The sequence below is a fragment of the Sphingomonas benefaciens genome (assembly GCF_052907485.1).
Genome location: NZ_JBREIC010000006.1, coordinates 93,090 through 110,266, shown reverse-complemented (window position 1 = coordinate 110,266; position 17,177 = coordinate 93,090). Strand labels below are relative to the sequence as shown.

Sequence of the window (17,177 nt, the reverse complement as noted above, 5' to 3'; positions counted from 1 at the left end):
GCGACATGGCGAGCGCACCCGCCAAGCAGGCGACGATCTACCGGATGGTGATGCCGGAACACACGTGTCCTTATGGGTTGAAGGCGAAGGACCTGTTGCGCCGAGAGGGCTACGAGGTCGACGACCATTGGCTCCGCACGCGGGAGGAAACCGACGCCTTCAAAGCGAAGCACGGGGTCAAGACGACCCCGCAGACCTTCATCGCCGGCGAGCGGGTGGGCGGCTATGACGATCTGCGTCGCTTCTTCGGCAAGACGGTGCGCGATCCCAAGGCCGTCACCTATCGGCCGGTGATCGCCGTGTTTGCGATGACGGCCTTGATGGCGCTTGCCGCCAGCTATGCGGTGCTCGGCACGCCCTTCACGGTTCGCGCCGGCGAATGGTTCATCGCCTTTTCGATGTGCGTGCTCGCCATGCTCAAGCTCCAGAACGTGGAGAGTTTTTCGAGCATGTTTCTGAACTATGATCTGCTCGCCAAGCGCTGGGTGCCCTATTCCTACATCTACCCGTTCGCGGAAGGCGGGGCGGGCGTGCTGATGGCCGCTGGCGCGCTCACCTGGCTCTCGGTGCCCGTCGCGCTCGTCATCGGCACGATCGGCGCGGTGTCGGTGTTCAAGGCCGTCTATATCGACAAGCGCGAACTGAAATGCGCCTGCGTGGGCGGCGACAGCAACGTGCCGCTCGGCTTCATCTCGCTCACCGAGAACCTGATGATGGTCGCGATGGCGCTATGGATGATCGCCGCCCCATCCGCGCTGTCGATGGCGCACTGACGCGAGGAGCCGCCCGCATCGTCAATGCGGGCTGATCGCCGTGACCTCGGCCGCCATGCCCTTCGCCCTGGCGGTGAACGCGACCCGCTGTCCCGACCGTAATCCCTTGAGCAGGGCCGGGGGAGCTGCCTTGAAGGTCATGGTCATGGCGGGCCAGCCGATGCTTGGGATCGGGCCATGCTTGATGGTCACGGTTCCACCTTTCGCATCGACGGCGGTGATCGCGCCCATGCCGTTTCCGGTCTTCACCACAGCCGCGGACGGCTTGCCGGCTTGCGCGAAGGCACCCGTCGCGATCGGCACGAGCAGCAGGATCGACGCGGCGCGCATGGAGTGTGTCAGCTTCATGATGTTTTCCTTTCGGGGTGGGTAAGTGTTCGGCGCCGCAACAGCATGTAGGCGGCGGGCAGGATGAACATGGACAGGAGCGGTGCGGTCAGCATTCCACCGATCATCGGGGCCGCGATCCGACTCATCACTTCCGACCCCGCACCATGGCCGATCAGTACGGGGAACAACCCGGCGACGATCACCGCGACGGTCATCGCCTTGGGCCGCACCCGCAACAGCGCGCCTTCCCGGATCGCCTCCGACACCTCATCCGCCGACGGCGATGGCCCTCGGTCGGCCAGCGCGTGTTTGAGGTAGATCAGCATAACGACGCCGAACTCCGCCGATACGCCGGCGAGCGCGATGAATCCGACGCCGGTCGCGACCGACTGCGCATAACCGAGCAGCCAAAGTGTCCAGATCCCGCCGGTCAGCGCGAAGGGCAGCGTGCCCATGATAAGCGCCGCCTCGTCGAGCCGTCCGAAGGTGAGGTAGAGCAGGAGGAAGATGATGGCGAGCGTCGCCGGCACGACGAGCATCAGCCGCGCCTCGGCGCGTTGCAGATACTCGAACTGCCCGGAATAGGCGATCGACACGCCCGGGCTGAGCCGAACATCCTTGGCGACCGCACGGCGCAGGTCCGCGACCGTGGAGGCCAGATCGCGCCCACGTACATCGACATAGACCCAGGTCGAGGGCCGGCCGTTCTCGGTCTTGAGCATCGGCGGACCTTCCGCGATCGACACCGATGCGACGGTGCCGAGCGTGATCTGCTGGCCCGATGCGGTCACGATCGGGAGGGTCCGCAATCCCTCCAGGCTGTCGCGCAGCTCGCGCGGGTAGCGTACGCTGATCGGGTAGCGGGCGAGGCCCTCGACCGTCTGGCCGATCGTCTCGCCCCCAATCGCGCCCGACACGATCTCCTGCACATCGGCGATATTGAGGCCATAGCGCCCCGCGGTCGCCCGATCGATGTCGACATCGACATAGCGGCCTCCGGTCAGCCGCTCGGCCAATGCCGAACTGACACCCGGCACGGTTCTGGCGACGCGCTCGATGCTGGCGGCGATCCGGTCCATCTCGGCGAGATTGGACCCCGACACCTTTACCCCGATCGGGCTCTTGATGCCGGTGGCCAGCATGTCGATGCGGTTGCGGATCGGAGGCACCCAGACATTTGTAAGGCCCGGCACGCGCACCGTGCGATCCAGCTCCTCGACCAGCTTCGCCGGCGTCATTCCGACGCGCCACTGATCGCGCGGTTTGAACTGGATGGTCGTCTCGAACATCTCGAGCGGGGCGGGGTCGGTCGCGGTCTCCGCGCGCCCGGCCTTGCCGAACACGGTCGCGACCTCGGGCACGGTCTTAATCAGCCGATCGGTACGCTGGAGCAGCGCCGATGCGCTCGCGGCCGAAAGCCCGGGCAGCGCGGACGGCATGTAGAGCAGGTCGCCCTCGTCCATCGTCGGGATGAACTCGCCGCCAAGCCGCGTCAGCGGCCATGCCGTCGTCGCCAGCACCAGGGCGGCGATGCCGATCGCCGCCCACGGTCGCGCCAGCACGCGGTCGAGCGCGGGACGGTAAGCGCGGGTGAGCGCGCGGTTGAGGAGATTGTCGTTCTCGGCCGGGATGCGTCCCCGGATCAGCCATCCCATCAGGACCGGCACGAGCGTCACCGACAGGATCGCCGCTGCCGCCATCGCATAGCTCTTGGTGAAGGCGAGCGGGGCGAACAGCCGTCCCTCCTGCGCTTCGAGCGTGAAGACCGGCACGAACGACAGGGTGATGATGACGAGGCTGAAAAACAGCGCCGGCCCAACCTCGGCTGCGGCCTCGGTAATGACGCGCCAGCGTTCCTCGCCTGCCAGGGCGGTATCCGGGTGCTCGTGCTCCCATCGTTCGATCCGCTTGTGCGCGTTTTCGATCATCACGATCGCGGCATCGACCATCGCGCCGATCGCGATGGCGATGCCGCCTAGCGACATAATGTTGGCGTTCACCCCCTGCACGCGCATGACGAGCAGGGCCGCCAGCACGCCCAAGGGCAGGGTGACGATCGCGACCAGCGCCGATCGGACGTGCCACAGGAACAGCCCGCAGATGATCGCGACGACGACGAACTCCTCGATCAGCTTGCCCGACAGGTTCTCCACCGCACGGTCGATCAACTGCGAGCGGTCATAAGTGGTGACGATCTCGACGCCGGGAGGAAGGCTCCCCTTCAATTCCGCCAGCTTGGTCCTGACGGCCTCGATCGTCTGGCGTGCGTTCTTGCCCTGGCGCAGGATGACGACGCCGCCCGCGACCTCGCCCTCGCCGTTCAGCTCGGCGATGCCGCGGCGCATCTCGGGGCCGATCTGGATCGAGGCGACGTCGCCCAAGGTGACGGGCACGCCGGCACCGGCGACCTTGAGCGGGATCGCGCGGAAATCGTCGACGCTGCGCAGGTAGCCGGACGCCCGGACCATATATTCGGCTTCGCCCAGCTCGAGAACGGACCCGCCGGCCTCCTGATTGGCGCGACGAATGGCATCGACGGCCTGGGTGTGGGTGACGCCGAACGCGGCGAGCCGCGTCGGGTCGAGCAGCACCTGATATTCCTTCACCATCCCGCCGATGCTCGCCACCTCGGCGACGCCGGGCAGTGTCTTCAGCTCGTAGCGCAGGAACCAGTCCTGCAAGGATCGGAGTTGCGACAGGTCGTGGCGTCCGGTGCGATCGACCAGGGCATATTCATAGACCCAGCCGACCCCCGTCGCATCGGGACCGAGCGCGGCCTGCGCGCCCTGGGGAAGACGTCCCTGCACCTGGCTCAGATACTCGAGCACGCGCGAGCGCGCCCAATAGAGGTCGGTGCCATCCTCGAAAAGGACGTAGACATAGCTGTCGCCGAAGAACGAATAGCCGCGCACGGTCTTCGCGCCGGGCACGGACAGCATCGTCGTGGTGAGCGGATACGTCACCTGGTTCTCGACGATCTGAGGGGCTTGGCCCGGCCAGCTCGTGCGGATGATGACCTGTGTGTCGGACAGGTCGGGGAGCGCATCGACGGGGGTCGCGCGCATTGCGAACACCCCGGCGATGGCAAGCGCGACGGCCGCCAGCACGACGAGGAAACGGTTCGCGACCGACCAGCGGATGATGGTTGCGATCATCGGCCGGCCTCGCGCGTCATGCGGCGCAGCGTCGGCCCGTCTGCGGGTTGATCGAAGCCGAAGCGGACCCGGTCGCCCTTGCGATACCCGCGCACCAGCGCGGGATCGGCAACGCGGAAGGTCATCGTCATAGCGGGCCAGCCGATCGCCGGAACGGGCTGGTGGGACAGGGTGACGCCGCTGCGGTCGATCGCCTCGATGCTGCCGACCGTCTCGTAGATCGGCGTGGCGGACTTCGGCGCCGGCTTTGTCGTGAGCCGCGTTTCGCCTCCGATCGGCCGCGCGTCGAGACCGGCAAGGCTTGCTTCGGAATCGATCAGGAACTGGCCCGACGCGACGACCTTCTCGCCTTCGGACAGGCCGGCGACGATCTCGGTCTTTCCGCCACCTTCCGCACCGATGCGGACCTCGGCCGGTCTGAACCGCCCGCCCGGCCCTGCCAGCATGACGAGCGTGCGCCGGCCGGTCCGGATGACGGCCTCGCTGGGAATGAGGAGCGCATCGCGGCTCCCCTGATCGAGCGCCACGCTGGCGAACATGCCGGGGCGCAAACGGCCGCCCCGATTGGACAGCTCGACGCGGATCGTCAGCGTGCGGCTCGCGGCGTCGGCCTGCGGCAAGATCGCGGCGATCCGGCCCCTGAAGCTTTCGCCCGGAAAAGCTGGCAGCGTGGCGGTGACGGTCGTGCCGATACGGAGCTTGCCGGCGATGGCCTCGGGGACGGCGGCATTCAACCACACGGTGTCGAGCCCGTTCACCTCCGCCAGTGTCTGCCCCTGCGAGACTGTCATGCCCTGCCGGACGCCGAGCGTCTTGATGACCCCGCCAACCGGCGTGCTGATCATCGTCACGCCTTTTGTCCGGCCGCTACGCTCGGCCGACGCGACAAGCCCGGCCGGCATTCCCAGCAGCAGCAGGCGCTGCCGGGCGGCGCGCGCGAGCGCGGCATCGCCGCTCCGCCGAACGGCAAGATATTCCGCCTGTGCGCCCGCCCATTCGGGCACCAGAATATCGGCGAGCGGCGCGCCGGCCGGCACGACGTCGCCCGGCGCGCGCGCATAGACACGCTGGACGAACCCGGCGCTGCGCGCCTGCACGATCGCGACGTTGCGGTCGTTGAACTCGATGCTGCCGGTCGCTGCGGCTGTATCAGACAGTGATCCGCGTTCGGCCGCGACGATCCGCGCGCCGAGCCGCTGGAGGCCGACCGCATCGATCGTGACGCCCGGAGCAGCGCTGCCGCCTCCGCCCTCGTCGGCATAGCGGGGGATCAGCTTCATCCCCATCGACGAGAGACCCGGCCCGTCGTGCCGCTCGGCGGGGATCATCGGATCGTACCAGTAGAGGATCTTCTTCTGCGCGGTCGGCGACACGGCGTCGTCGGCCGCGGGGGCCGTGCCAAGTCTGGCGATCCCGAACCCTGCGCCGCCGGCGACGACGGCGAGTAGGGCCGCGGCACCGAGCAGACGCGGTCGTGTGATGGCGATGCTGCTCATCGGTCCTCGCTCCCATAGGTGATGGTAAGGCGTACCGCGTCGCGCGCCACGTCGGCCTCGCGGTCGAGCGCGGTCAGCTCGGCGTCGGCCAGCGCCGTCTTGGTTTCGATCACGTCGAGCAGGCCCGCACGCCCCGCCGAATAGCTGGCGGTGTCCAGTTCGGAGCGCTGCCGCGCGAGCGGCAGGAGCACGTCACGCGCCCGCATCCACTGCGCGTGATGCATCACGTGATCGGCAAGTCCCGCCTCGAGGTCGGCCGCCAGCGCCCGGCGCGTATCTTCCCGCTCGGCTTCGGCCTGCGAGGCTGCCGCCTGTCGGGCAGCGATCCGCGGATCTTGCCGGGTGCGCGTGAACAGCGGCAAACTCATCGTCACGCCGGCCGAGACCATATCGCCGTAGCGCGGATCGCGACGCTGGTAGGCAACGTCGAACCCCCAATCCGGGCGCTTGTCAGCGCGGGCGGCGTCCACGTCAGCCTGCATCCGCCCCACGCTGGCATCGGCAGTCTGGATATCGGGGTGGCGCACCAAGGCGGCGCGCAGCCGGGCCGGCACGAGGTCGGGCGCGGGCACGTCGCCGGTCGCCTCGGGGGCCGGCACGCCGGTCCAGCGCGCCAGCATCGCCCGCGCCCGCCCGACGTCGGCGACGAGCGTGTCCCTGCGATCCTCCAGAGCGGCAATGGACTGATCTACCGCCAGGGTCTGGGCCGGGCGAGCCGATCCCGACGCGACCGCGCTGCGAGCTGTGGTCGGGAGGGTATGAAGCGTCGTCAGAACGCGATCCATCGCCGCAAGACGGCGTTGGGCATAGGCCAGCTCGATCCACGCGACGCCCGCGCCGAGGCGTATCCGGCGAAGCCGGGACGCTTGCGCAGCTTCGGCGGTCGTGATCGCGGCGCGCGCCTGTGCCTGAGCCGCGTGACGCTTCGCCAGATTGGGGATGTCCTGCTGCACGCCGATACGTGCCATCGTCATATTGTCGCCGCCCAAGGTGAAGGCGGGCGGCCCAGAGATGGGGTAGTTGTCGAGTCCGACCGACAGGCGCGGGTCGGGAAGACTGCCCGCCGCGCGGGCGTCGGCACCGGCAGCGTCGATCCCCGCGCGCGTGGCCGCGGCACCCGGCGAATTGGCGAGCGCTTGGCGGAGCGCCTGGTCATAGGTCAGCGGCCCCGCGTGCGCGGCGCTGGCGATGGCGGACAATGCCGCCACGACGAATAGCTTCATGTTGGTTTTCCGTTCTGGTCGAGGCCACGATCGGGTTGCGCCGGCCGCCACGAGGGCAACAGGCGTCAGAACCCTAACTCGGGTCGATCAGACGGTGGGCGGCTCCGGCTCGGGCGCGACCTCACGCCCGGCGAACATCGGGGCCGGCGGCCATGTAGCGGCGAGCTGCGCAACGCGCGCGCGCTCTGCGATCGGCCGTTCCGGGTCGAAGGTCATCGGGACGACGCATCCCATCTGCGCGATACACGCGAGCGTCAGCCCTTTGCAGGGACGCTCGGGCGAACGCTTGTGCGCGGATGCCATGTCCGGGCAATCCATGCCGCTGGGCATCGCATGAGTGGCGGCCACCTTCGGCGTGAATGCGGGCCCGGACGCATACGCCATCCCCTGACCGAACAGGCCGAGGAGTGCTCCCATCAGGAGCAACAGGGAAAGGCGGGTCTTCAACACGCGAATATTGTCAGCCGGTCAGCGTTACGTGTCAATGAAAGTGCCATCGAGGAAGCCTGACTTCCTGGAATCCCCGCCCTGCCGGGGAATAGGAGGATCGGCAGGGCGGGGGCAGCGCTCCCTTACTGCGGGCGCTTGCCGTGCTTGCGGAGCCACGCTTGCAGCTCGGCAATATCCTTTTCCTGCTTGGTGATCGTCATCTGCGCCATCTCGCGGGTCTGCGCGTCCTTGGCATCGCGCACCGCAACGCGCGACATGGCGATGGCGCCGCGGTGATGCTCGATCATCTTGCGGGTCCACATTTCGGCCGCGTCGCCCTCTTTTGCTGCCATCATCTTCTGATGCATGTCCATTTCGGCCTGAGCGTAGGGATTGCCGGCCATCATCTTGCCCATATCGGCGTGGTTCATCCCGCCCATTTGGCTATGATCCATTCCCTGCATGCCGCCTTGTTGCGCAAGAGCGGGCGTCGCGGCGAGCATTACGGCGGACGATATAATTAGAGTGCGCATTTCAGTCTTCCTTCCTATCGCTTCATCCTTGCGACGAAGCTCCGTGGTGATGGTGATGCTGGTCGGATTGTTGGTTTTGGCCGCCTTTCATCATGCGCAGCATGTCCGGGCCGCCGGTTGCGAGGAAGCGCCAGAGCAGCATCGCGGATAGGACAAGGCCGATGATGTTGAGCCAGGTCGTATAGTTCCAGCTCACGCCCTCGCTCATGAGTTGGGCCGAGCGCGTAGCCGGGACCAATCCAGCAAATCCGAACACGAACTCGACGACATAGGCGGCGCCGACCATTGCCGCATAGAATATCAGGGCGAGTACTGCCGCGGCTTTCAACCCGTAATAGCGACGATAGATATTCAAAATGGGGATGACGATCAGATCGCCGAAGATGAACGCGATCACACCGCCGAAGCTCGCTCCGCCATTCCAGAGCACCGCTGCCAGCGGCACGTTGCCGACCGAGCAGACGAACGTCACCACCGCGATCAGCGGGCCGATCAGCGGGCCGACGATCTTGGCGAGTGTCGGATTGTCGGCTGCGAATATGCTGGCCCAGAAGGTTTGCGGCACCCACGCCGCCACGGCGCCGGCGATCAGCAGGCCGAGCGCGATGTCGAACCACAGCGATGCCCAATCCATCCAGTAATAATGCGCGGTCGCGGTCAGCCCTTTGGCCGAAAACAGACGATCGCGCAGCGATCCGCCCTCGACGCTCATGTCCATCGCGGCGTGGCCTTCCATCTTGCCCGCAACGCCCTTGTCCGCCTGCTTTTTGGCTTGCTCGACCATCCGACGCCGGAAGAAGACCCGCATCAGCGCGACCATCATCACGATCATGACAAGGCCGCCCGCCCAGGTGCCCGCGGTAAACCGCCATCCCAGCAAGATCGCGAGGATCAAGCCCAGCTCCAGCACGAGGTTGGTCGAGGCGAACTGGAAAGCCATTGCCGCAGTGAAGTTCGCGTCCTTGCGGACCATCGAACGCGCGATCGCGACCGCGGCGTAGGAGCAGGAGGAGGATGCTGCGCCGAGCGCGGACGCCTTGATGATCGTGCCCGCCCGATCGTCAGGCAGCAGCTTGGCCATTTCCTTATGGCTGACGACCGCCTGAATCACCGCGGAAATGAGAAAGCCGAAGATCAGCGCCCACAGGATTCCCCAACCCATGATGCCTGCCATGCGAAGTGCTTTGATGATCGCTTCGCCCATATGCATCTTCAAGTCGCCGCTGACGGTCCGTTCCAATGGCCTCGGATGGCAGCCATCTTCTACCGTGTCGCCGAGCCCGTCTCCTTCATCTCAACGGATCGGTGCCAGCGTATTGATGCCGGTGCTCTCATCGGTTTCCGGTGCGGGCGGTGTTGCACCCTTGTCGCGGTAGGATGGAAGATCCGGCGTGCCGTTCGGCGTTGGGTGGGACTCCAGCCGCGCGATCATCCGCTTCATCTGGGCGATCTCACGCACCTGCGCGTCGATAATGCCGTCCGCCAGCTTTCGGACCTCGGGGTCTTTGATGTGCGCCCTCTCGCTGGTCATGATCGCGATCGAGTGATGGGGGATCATCGCTCGCATATAACTTACGTCGTCGACCGTCTCCTGGCTGCGCACCAGCCAGAGCGTCAACGCGAATACGACGATGCTACCGACGACAATGCCGACGTTGGTGCGCCTGTTTCTATACATGCCCCACATGAAGCCGAGCATGATGATCGCCATCGTCGCGCCCATCACGAACGCCATCCACATGCGCGTCTGGCTGTATTCGACATGGCTCAACGCATAGGTGTTGAGATACATCAGGCCATACATCACGACCGTCGACGTCGCGATCATCGCCGCGAAGCGGCCGTAGCCCATGCCCATCTTGCCCTGCTTGTCGTCCATCATGCGTTCCCCTGCTGGAATTGAATTAGCCCCCAGCAAAATCGCGGCGAGCGGTCGGCCGCCTCATTTCATCCCCGGCATATCCTTCATCATCGCGTCATGGTCGGCGGGCGCGCTGGCGACGAGCGCCTTGTATTGCTCGGGCGTCATGCCGGGGAGCTTGCGAACGAACGCGACCATATCCCAGATCAGCGGATCGGGATGTGTCCGGCCCCAAGCCGGCATCGCGCTGAGCTTCACCCCGTGTTTGATGATCCAGAATTGTTGCTCTGGCGACAAGTCCTGCGACTTCGCCAGCTCGGGCGCTTGCGGGTAGAGACCTTGGCTCATCTCCGATTTTTCGACACCCGGCCCGAGATGGCACCCCGAACACATTTCGGTGTAAAGCCCGGCGCCGGTCGAGACGCGCTGAGCCGATGCAAGGTCGGTCGGCGCCGTGATACCGCGAGCGTGCACGACGATCGATCGATCGCGCAACTTCTCCAGCAGCGAATAGACGACGGGCGTATGAGGCGCATCGGCCGCGATGTTATAGACACCGAGATAGATGAAGGCAGCGGCGCCCAGGCCAAGAACAAGCGCCAGGGCGGCGACGAAAGGCAGGCTGGGCAGATGCCGCTTGATCGCGGATCGGTTCGACGCGGAGTTCCTTTCCAGCATTCGTCAGAACCACACTCTCACGCCGGCAACGAAGCTCGTCGTGGTGGGGTCTTTGCCCTGCGCGCGCGTGAAGTCCGCGGTGCGCCCGGTCTGCGCCAAGTAGGAGACGCCGACATAGGGCGCGAACTGTCGCCGGATCTCGTAGCGGAGCCGAAGCCCCAGCTCGGCATCGGTCAGCCCTCGGCCGATACCGTTCTCGCGCACATCCTGCGCCGCCAGGTTGAACTCGACACGTGGCTGAAGGACGAGCCGCTGTGTGATACGCTGGTCGTAATAGCCTTCGAGGCGGCCGAGCAGGTCGCCCTTGGTCGACAGGAATAGCGCCCCCTCGACCTCGAACATGTAGGGAGCCAGCCCCTCGAAGCCGACCGTCGCGTAGGTGCGCTTGGGGGATGGCCCCAAGTCCTGACGGACGCCGCCCTGAAGGTTGAAATAGGGGCCGATAGCCCGGCTGTAGAGCGCCTGCACCTCGGCGCTCTCGATGCCCTCGCGGAACGCGCCTTCGCCTTCGGTCTTCAGCCACAGGCGGTTGATGTCGCCGCCGAACCACGCCTCGCCATCCCAGCGATAGCCGTCGCGGCCCTGTCGGGCCTGATATTCGGCAAGGTTGAACATCACCTGATAGAAGGGCTGACCGCCCTGCTCGAACATCATATCGCTGCGCGCCTTCGCCATTTCGGCAGGAGCGAACACGCGATCGGCATAATGGTCCATTGGCGGGGCAGGGGCGGGCGCATCACCGGCGGGCAGCGCCGTTCCGGTCTGCGCCATGCCCGGCATCGCCATCCCGTTCATGCCCGACATGCCTTGCATGTCATGGCCGCTCTGCTGCCCGGCAGGCATCGACATCCCCGACATCGACGAATGATCCATGCCCTGCATCGGCTGCGCAGCACCCTGAGCGGGTTGCTGACCGCTTGGGGGCATCTGCATGCCCGGCATGGCTTCCATGCCCTGCTGCGCCCCTTGCGCGGACTTGGTGGCGTTACCCGACATATCCATTCCCGGAATGGCGGAATGGTCCATCCCTTTCATGTCAGCCATCGGCGCGGTCGATCGTTTGGCTGGCGCCGCTCGATGCGCAGGGGCACGCTTGCTCTTGGCAGGCTGCTTCGCCTTTACGGCCGACTTCTTCGCGGGCATCGTCATTCCCGGCATGTTCATGCCCTGCATCGACTGCGCCGCGGCGGGACCGGCGACGGCGATCGTGGCGGTCGTCGCAAGGACGAGGGCGAAGCGGCTCATGCGGCTTCTCCACGCGGACGCACGCTTACGGTCCGCATCATGCCGGCGTGCATGTGATAGAGAAGATGGCAGTGGAACGCCCAATCGCCGACGGCATCGGCGGTCAGATCCCACGTCACCTTGCCGCCAGGCTGGACGATTACCGTGTGCTTGCGCGGGGCGTGGTCCCCGTGCCCCGTCACCAGTTCGAAGAAGTGACCGTGGATGTGGATCGGGTGGCCCATCATCGTGTCGTTGATGAGGTTGATCCGCACCCGCTCGCCTTCGAGGAAGGGGATCGGTTCATGCACGTCCGACATCTTTTCGCCGTCGAAGGACCACATGAACCGCTCCATATTGCCGGTCAGGTGGATATCGAGGCTGCGCGACGGCGCGCGCACGTCGGGATTGGGGGTCAGCGCCATCAGGTCGCGATAGACGAGCACCTTGTGCCCGACGTCCTCCAGGCCCTGACCGGGATAGTCGGTACGGTCCATCGGCATGGGCGAGATCGTTTGGACACCCGGTCCCTTCTTGACCTGGGGGGCTTTGGAGAAGTCGCGCATCTTCATCGACCCCATGTCCATCGCACCCATACCGCCTTGCTGGCTGCCCATCGCGCCATGATCCATGCCTGCCATCCCGCCGGCAGCCATTGCGCCGTGGTTCATGCTCGCATGATCCATCCCCGGCATCGCACTGCCGCCCTGCGCCATCCCGCTCATCGCCATCGCGCCGGTCGCCATGCCGGCGCCGGGCGTCGTGAGCTCGGCGGATGGGTTCTTTTCCGCGGTAGGATCGATGCCGCGGGACATGCCGCCCCCCGACATGTCCATGCCGCCCATCGACGACATGTCCATGCCCATGTCCTTCATCGAGGCGAGGGGGCGAGGCCGGAGCGCTGGAACCTCGGCCGCCATGCCCGCACGAGGCGCCAAAGTCGCGCGTGCGAGGCCAGATCGGTCGATCGCCTCGCCGACGAGCGTATAGGCACGGTTGTCGGTCGGGGTGACGATGGCATCGTAAGTCTCGGCAACCCCGATCTGGAACTCGTCCACCTCGACTGGCATTACGTTCTGACCGTCCGCCTGAACGATAATGAGCCGCAGGCCTGGGATGCGGACGTTGAAAGTCGTCATCGACGAAGCGTTAATGATGCGCAGCCGCACCCGCTGGCCCGGCGTGAACAGCGCGGTCCAGTTGTCCTTCGGGCCGTGCCCATTGACGAGATAGGTGTAGGCCGGGCCGGTCGCATCGGAAATATCGGTGGGGCTCATCCGCATCTTGCCCCAGTCGATCCGCTCCTTGAGCGTCTGATCCTTCCCCGCCAACAGCCCGGCAAGCGTTTGTTGCTGATAATTAAAATGGCCCGGATTGACCTTCATGTCGCGGAAGATAGCAGCGGGGCTGAGCTGGCTATGGTCGGAAAGCACGATGACGTGCTCGCGATCGAACTGCACCGGATCGGCTTCGGCCGGGTCGATCACGATCGGCCCATAATGTCCGAGCTGCTCCTGAAGCCCCGAATGGCTATGATACCAATAGGTGCCGTTCTGCTTGATCGGGAATTCATAGAGAAAGCTCGATCGCGCCTTGATGCCGGGAAACGAGATGCCGGGCACGCCGTCATATTGGGGCGGGACGAGCAAGCCATGCCAGTGGATTGAGCTATCCTCGTCGAGATCGTTGATGACGTTGAGGCGCACATTCTGGCCTTCACGCAGTCGGATCAGCGGCGCGGGGACGGTGCCGTTGATCCCGATCGCCTTGGATGGGCGACCATCGATCATCATCGTCTGGCGCGCGATCCGCAGCGTGATGTCGTTGCCGGTGATGGTCGGCAGGGGTGTCACAAGCCCCGCCGTATTGGTCTGCGCCCACGCCGGCATATAGGCGGACAGCGCGAGCCCACTTCCCGCCAAGGCGGCCCCGCGCAGCATCTGGCGACGGTCGATTATGCGGCTCATACGATCCTCAAGGCTCCAAAAAAGGCTGTCCCTCTAGCCTTGATACGCGGCGCGCTGCGCTTTCCCTCAGCGGTCTCGCAAATAATCCGCCAGCTTCGCACGCGCGCGATAGAGCCGTGTTTCGACGGCCTTTTCGCTGATAGACAGCACTGCTGCGGTCTCTGCCTGGCTGAGCCCCTCGATCGTGCAAAGCACTAATGGCTCCTTTAAATTTGTCGGTAAGGCCGAGATGGCTCGGGTCACGCGGTCCAGTTCCTGCCGATCACTCGCGGCATCGTCGACTGCCACTTGGTCGTCGGCGACCGCCTCTGCTTCGGTCCCGAGCGAAATGGTGCGTGAGAGGAAGCGGCGCACCGTCCGCTTGCGACCCCAGTCACGGCATTTGTTGATCGCGATCGTCGAGAGCCACGCGCGCATCGATCGCGCGCCGTCATAGCGACGGAGCGCCTGATGGGCTGCGACGAACGTCTCCTGCAGCAGATCCAGTGCCTCGTCAGGCTCGCCGACGCACGCCCGCACCATCCGGAATATCGGCTGGCGATAACGTCGCATGATCTCGGCAAAGGCGGCGTCACGACCGGCGATGCTGAGCGTCGCCAGCTCGCCGTCCGTAAGCGTGGTCCAGTCGAGGCTCATGCGCCCGACCTCAACGTGCGTCGTCGGTGAGCGCCTTCACCACGGCCTGATCGAACTGGCCGGTCTGATTGGGCCGCAAGAGCTGCCGCATCGCAAAAATGTGCGCCAGAGTCGCTTTCTGTAGCTCGCCCATGACGGCGTGGCTCCGATCGACCGCCGCTGCGACCCGCGGTCCGTTGCCATGCTCGGCTTCGATCGCTTCGGCGAGCCGGGCATTGTTGGCCTTCAACTCCAGCTCGAACGCGCGACGTTGGACGGCGAACCGCTGCTCCAAGGCCGCAAGGCGCGTCTCCTGATTGGCATCCAGTGCGAGCTTGTGATGGAGGACGTCGTGCAACTCTTCGCCGGGCTGTGCACGCGTCGGGAGCAGCGCACGCCCGACGAACACCCCGATGATCGCCGCAGCAAAGCATGCCAGAATGCCAAGAATCAGGCGGGTGCGGCCACTCATGGCGCGCCCAGCAATAGTGTCGAAGGCGCGAGTGGCGACACCGGCCCCAAGGGTGACAGCGACGCGGCGCTTGCCTCCTTTGCGGGCACCCCAGCGCCGACAACTCCCATGACGAGAGCCACGGCGATCGTCATGGCGCCGACACCCATGCCGACGCGCACGGCAGGCCGCACGGCGATGCGCGCCAGCACCCTTGCTTCAATTCCGTCGAGGCTCGCGGGCACAGGTGCATGCGCTAGCCTCGTTAATACTGCGTCGAGGTCGTCCATATCGTTCACTCCGCCCCTCTAGCATGGATTACGCAGGCGCGCCGCTGATCCCTCACGGTGGTGTTTGAGGGGTAGCCAATCGAGACGCGTAATGAAGGACAGGAACCCTCCTGTCGAAAGGCCTCCCCATGCGCCGCGTATCTGTTGTGACTGCCGCCGCCGCCCTCATCATGTTCGCCGGAACGGCGAACGCGCATCCCAAGCTCGTGTCGGCGACACCGGCCGCTAACGCAACGGTCGCAAAACCCGCGCGCATTCAGCTTCGCTTTAGCGAAAAGCTGGTATCCGCTTTCTCCAAGGCCGATCTCATTATGGCGGCGATGCCCGGAATGCCGGAGATGAAGATCGCGAGCACCGCAGCGCTCGCGGCCGACGGGCAAACCCTTGTCATCACTCCGAAGGCGCCGCTGTCTTCCGGTCGCTACAACGTCGCATGGCACGTCGTTTCGACGGACACGCACAAGGTTGCTGGAAACTACGCGTTCGCGGTGAAGTGAGGCGATGGACGACTGGTCGTTGATCGGTGTTCGCTTTGCGCTCTACCTGACGCTTGCGGCGTTGTTCGGCCTCTCTGCGTTCAGCCTCTATGGGTTGCGGACTTGCGAGCGTGGCGACGCGCTCGCGCTACGCCCTTGGTTGGTCGGCAGCGCAGGCTTGAGCCTGCTGCTCTCGACCACCTGGGTCGTACTGATGGCATCTTCGATGGCAGGCACGCCGACGTGGCCGATCGACCGTGAAGCGGTCGGGGCGCTGCTCACCGGCTCTGCGATCGGTGCGGCGTGGAAGCTGCGCATGATTATGCTGATCGTTGCAGCGCTCGCGGCTCTGATCGCCGGCGCGCGCGGCATCTGGCTGAGCGCCGTCGCGCTATGCTCTGCCGTGGCGCTCGCGACACTGGCATGGACCGGACATGGCGCGATGGACGAGGCGGCGATGGGCTGGATACACCTCATCGCCGACATCCTTCATCTGATCGCCTCGAGCGCGTGGGTGGGCGCGCTATTAGGACTAATCCTGCTCGTCTCACGGTCCGCCACGCGCGTCGATACGGCCCATCTGAGGCTCACGTACCGGGCGCTGCACGGCTTCGGCGCCATAGGGACGCTCGTGGTCGGGACGATCGTTATCACCGGACTCGTCAATGGCTGGATGCTGGTCGGGATCGGCAACGTCGCGATCCTCCCGACGACGCTCTATGGTCAGCTCCTGCTCTTCAAGCTGGCGTTGTTCGTCGCCATGCTGGGGCTCGCCTCCCTCAACCGCTTCCGGCTCACACCGGCATTCGAGCGGTCGATCGCCGACGACGATCATGGTCGCGCCCTAGATGCGCTGCGAACAAGCTTGGCTGTAGAGACGGCTTGTGTCGTCGCAATCTTGGGGATGGTCGCCTGGCTCGGGACGCTCGCGCCCCCTGCATCGGCAATGTGATGCGCAGCCGAGGAGCCGTTGCGGCCCTTGGCGTGCATGGCGGTCAAGCCTGATGGATCAGTCGATTCTGCTCGACGAAACGGGGAGAATGCTGGCCGTCGCCGGCCTGATCTGTGTGGTGCTGCTAGTACCGATGATGATCGTCGGGCTGATTGTCAGCATCATCCAGGCGGCGACGTCGATCAGCGAACAGACGCTGAGCTTCGTGCCGAAGCTGATCGCGCTCGGCGTATGTTTGGTGGTGTTCGGGGCGGCAGCGATAGAACTGCTGACGAAGTTCACGGCCGAGCTGTTCGCCGTAATCGCGAGCATGGGGCGCTAGCCCACCAAATAGGCCGCGCGGGCAGTCCGCCTGCCCGCGCGGGCACTGCTAGGCCGCCATCCGATCGCAAGCGTCGGCGCATTTACGGCACGCCGCTACGCAATCCTCCATGCCGTCGAGCGCTTCGCAGCTCGCGGCGCATGCCCGGCAAATCTCGGCGCACTCGCGGCAGATATGCACGTGATGCTCGGACTTTCGCGCCATGAAGTCGATCGCGACCGCGCAAATCTGCGCGCAGTCAGCCATGATCTTCATATGCTCCGGGGCCGCGTGCTGGCCGCCCATCTCAAGGCAATGGTTCATCGCCATGTGAAGACAGGTCACATGACATTCGTGGCAAGCGTCCATGCACGCCTTCATGTTGGGGTCGATCTGGTGCATCGGTCTATCTCCGTGTGAGCC

19 protein-coding genes are annotated in these 17,177 nt (G+C 65.4%); 4 read left to right on the top strand and 15 right to left on the bottom strand.

Annotated elements, in window-relative coordinates:
• The first annotated feature begins 5 nt into the window (after nt 1-5).
• Nucleotides 6-773, top strand: a complete 768-nt coding sequence (locus ACU5AX_RS17515; RefSeq protein WP_198355569.1) for a glutaredoxin family protein — start codon at nt 6-8, stop codon at nt 771-773.
• 21 nt (nt 774-794) lie between these two features.
• Here ACU5AX_RS17515 and ACU5AX_RS17510 read toward each other — a convergent pair whose 3' ends face one another.
• The 14 genes from ACU5AX_RS17510 to ACU5AX_RS17445 form a co-directional block, all read right to left on the bottom strand.
• Nucleotides 795-1,121, bottom strand: a complete 327-nt coding sequence (locus ACU5AX_RS17510) for a copper-binding protein (protein ID WP_198355568.1) — start codon at nt 1,119-1,121, stop codon at nt 795-797.
• Entirely contained in the window at nt 1,118-4,258 is a 3,141-nt protein-coding gene (locus ACU5AX_RS17505) for an efflux RND transporter permease subunit (RefSeq protein WP_198355567.1), read from the bottom strand. The genes ACU5AX_RS17510 and ACU5AX_RS17505 overlap by 4 nt, the downstream gene beginning before the upstream one ends.
• A complete protein-coding gene (locus ACU5AX_RS17500) occupies nt 4,255-5,754 on the bottom strand; it encodes an efflux RND transporter periplasmic adaptor subunit (RefSeq protein ID WP_198355566.1) in 1,500 nt (499 codons plus the stop codon). Before ACU5AX_RS17500 ends, ACU5AX_RS17505 begins: the two co-directional genes overlap by 4 nt.
• A complete protein-coding gene (locus ACU5AX_RS17495; protein ID WP_332838053.1) occupies nt 5,751-6,962 on the bottom strand; it encodes a TolC family protein in 1,212 nt (403 codons plus the stop codon). The genes ACU5AX_RS17500 and ACU5AX_RS17495 overlap by 4 nt, the downstream gene beginning before the upstream one ends.
• 102 nt (nt 6,963-7,064) lie before the next feature.
• Entirely contained in the window at nt 7,065-7,424 is a 360-nt protein-coding gene (locus tag ACU5AX_RS17490) for a hypothetical protein (protein ID WP_198355565.1), read from the bottom strand.
• Between the two features lie 125 nt (nt 7,425-7,549).
• Nucleotides 7,550-7,909: a DUF305 domain-containing protein gene (locus ACU5AX_RS17485; RefSeq protein ID WP_232474403.1), complete on the bottom strand. Its 360-nt coding sequence runs from the start codon at nt 7,907-7,909 to the stop codon at nt 7,550-7,552.
• A gap of 52 nt (nt 7,910-7,961) precedes the next feature.
• Nucleotides 7,962-9,179 carry a permease gene (locus tag ACU5AX_RS17480; RefSeq protein ID WP_198355563.1) on the bottom strand — a complete coding sequence of 406 codons (1,218 nt, stop codon included), beginning with the start codon at nt 9,177-9,179 and terminating at the stop codon, nt 7,962-7,964.
• Nucleotides 9,180-9,233: 54 nt separating this feature from the next.
• On the bottom strand, nt 9,234-9,818 hold the full coding sequence (locus tag ACU5AX_RS17475; protein WP_198355599.1) for a DUF305 domain-containing protein: 585 nt from the start codon (nt 9,816-9,818) through the stop codon (nt 9,234-9,236).
• Between the two features lie 63 nt (nt 9,819-9,881).
• Nucleotides 9,882-10,478: a c-type cytochrome gene (locus ACU5AX_RS17470; RefSeq protein WP_198355562.1), complete on the bottom strand. Its 597-nt coding sequence runs from the start codon at nt 10,476-10,478 to the stop codon at nt 9,882-9,884.
• 3 nt (nt 10,479-10,481) lie between these two features.
• On the bottom strand, nt 10,482-11,723 hold the full coding sequence (locus ACU5AX_RS17465; RefSeq protein ID WP_198355561.1) for a copper resistance protein B: 1,242 nt from the start codon (nt 11,721-11,723) through the stop codon (nt 10,482-10,484).
• The gene (locus tag ACU5AX_RS17460) at nt 11,720-13,669 is read right to left on the bottom strand and encodes a copper resistance system multicopper oxidase (RefSeq protein ID WP_198355560.1); all 1,950 of its coding nucleotides are present in this window, start codon (nt 13,667-13,669) and stop codon (nt 11,720-11,722) included. The genes ACU5AX_RS17465 and ACU5AX_RS17460 overlap by 4 nt, the downstream gene beginning before the upstream one ends.
• Nucleotides 13,670-13,735: 66 nt before the next feature.
• Entirely contained in the window at nt 13,736-14,305 is a 570-nt protein-coding gene (locus ACU5AX_RS17455) for an RNA polymerase sigma factor (protein ID WP_198355559.1), read from the bottom strand.
• Nucleotides 14,306-14,315: 10 nt separating this feature from the next.
• The gene (locus ACU5AX_RS17450) at nt 14,316-14,756 is read right to left on the bottom strand and encodes a periplasmic heavy metal sensor (protein WP_198355558.1); all 441 of its coding nucleotides are present in this window, start codon (nt 14,754-14,756) and stop codon (nt 14,316-14,318) included.
• Nucleotides 14,753-15,025, bottom strand: a complete 273-nt coding sequence (locus tag ACU5AX_RS17445; RefSeq protein ID WP_198355557.1) for a hypothetical protein — start codon at nt 15,023-15,025, stop codon at nt 14,753-14,755. The genes ACU5AX_RS17450 and ACU5AX_RS17445 overlap by 4 nt, the downstream gene beginning before the upstream one ends.
• Nucleotides 15,026-15,153: 128 nt before the next feature.
• Between ACU5AX_RS17445 and copC the strand changes: the two genes are divergently transcribed.
• The 3 genes from copC to ACU5AX_RS17430 are packed head-to-tail and all read left to right on the top strand — an operon-like array spanning nt 15,154 to nt 16,775.
• Nucleotides 15,154-15,522 (top strand): copper homeostasis periplasmic binding protein CopC, encoded by a 369-nt coding sequence (copC, locus tag ACU5AX_RS17440; protein WP_446691940.1) that lies wholly within the window; start codon nt 15,154-15,156, stop codon nt 15,520-15,522.
• A gap of 4 nt (nt 15,523-15,526) precedes the next feature.
• Entirely contained in the window at nt 15,527-16,453 is a 927-nt protein-coding gene (copD, locus tag ACU5AX_RS17435; RefSeq protein ID WP_198355555.1) for a copper homeostasis membrane protein CopD, read from the top strand.
• Nucleotides 16,454-16,505: 52 nt separating this feature from the next.
• The gene (locus ACU5AX_RS17430) at nt 16,506-16,775 is read left to right on the top strand and encodes a flagellar biosynthetic protein FliQ (RefSeq protein ID WP_198355554.1); all 270 of its coding nucleotides are present in this window, start codon (nt 16,506-16,508) and stop codon (nt 16,773-16,775) included.
• 48 nt (nt 16,776-16,823) lie between these two features.
• On the opposite strand, the gene ACU5AX_RS17425 is transcribed toward ACU5AX_RS17430, so the two are convergent.
• Nucleotides 16,824-17,156 carry a four-helix bundle copper-binding protein gene (locus ACU5AX_RS17425; RefSeq protein ID WP_198355553.1) on the bottom strand — a complete coding sequence of 111 codons (333 nt, stop codon included), beginning with the start codon at nt 17,154-17,156 and terminating at the stop codon, nt 16,824-16,826.
• Between the last annotated feature and the right edge of the window lie 21 nt (nt 17,157-17,177).

Coding starts and splice junctions, on each gene's coding strand:
- ACU5AX_RS17515 (WP_198355569.1), top strand. CDS start 6: ATGGCGAGCGCACCCGCCAAGCAGGCGACGATCTACCGGATGGTGATG.
- ACU5AX_RS17510 (WP_198355568.1), bottom strand. CDS start 1,121: ATGAAGCTGACACACTCCATGCGCGCCGCGTCGATCCTGCTGCTCGTG.
- ACU5AX_RS17505 (WP_198355567.1), bottom strand. CDS start 4,258: ATGATCGCAACCATCATCCGCTGGTCGGTCGCGAACCGTTTCCTCGTC.
- ACU5AX_RS17500 (WP_198355566.1), bottom strand. CDS start 5,754: ATGAGCAGCATCGCCATCACACGACCGCGTCTGCTCGGTGCCGCGGCC.
- ACU5AX_RS17485 (WP_232474403.1), bottom strand. CDS start 7,909: ATGCTCGCCGCGACGCCCGCTCTTGCGCAACAAGGCGGCATGCAGGGA.
- ACU5AX_RS17475 (WP_198355599.1), bottom strand. CDS start 9,818: ATGGACGACAAGCAGGGCAAGATGGGCATGGGCTACGGCCGCTTCGCG.
- ACU5AX_RS17470 (WP_198355562.1), bottom strand. CDS start 10,478: ATGCTGGAAAGGAACTCCGCGTCGAACCGATCCGCGATCAAGCGGCAT.
- ACU5AX_RS17465 (WP_198355561.1), bottom strand. CDS start 11,723: ATGAGCCGCTTCGCCCTCGTCCTTGCGACGACCGCCACGATCGCCGTC.
- ACU5AX_RS17460 (WP_198355560.1), bottom strand. CDS start 13,669: ATGAGCCGCATAATCGACCGTCGCCAGATGCTGCGCGGGGCCGCCTTG.
- ACU5AX_RS17455 (WP_198355559.1), bottom strand. CDS start 14,305: ATGAGCCTCGACTGGACCACGCTTACGGACGGCGAGCTGGCGACGCTC.
- ACU5AX_RS17450 (WP_198355558.1), bottom strand. CDS start 14,756: ATGAGTGGCCGCACCCGCCTGATTCTTGGCATTCTGGCATGCTTTGCT.
- ACU5AX_RS17445 (WP_198355557.1), bottom strand. CDS start 15,025: ATGGACGACCTCGACGCAGTATTAACGAGGCTAGCGCATGCACCTGTG.
- copC (WP_446691940.1), top strand. CDS start 15,154: ATGCGCCGCGTATCTGTTGTGACTGCCGCCGCCGCCCTCATCATGTTC.
- copD (WP_198355555.1), top strand. CDS start 15,527: ATGGACGACTGGTCGTTGATCGGTGTTCGCTTTGCGCTCTACCTGACG.
- ACU5AX_RS17430 (WP_198355554.1), top strand. CDS start 16,506: ATGGATCAGTCGATTCTGCTCGACGAAACGGGGAGAATGCTGGCCGTC.
- ACU5AX_RS17425 (WP_198355553.1), bottom strand. CDS start 17,156: ATGCACCAGATCGACCCCAACATGAAGGCGTGCATGGACGCTTGCCAC.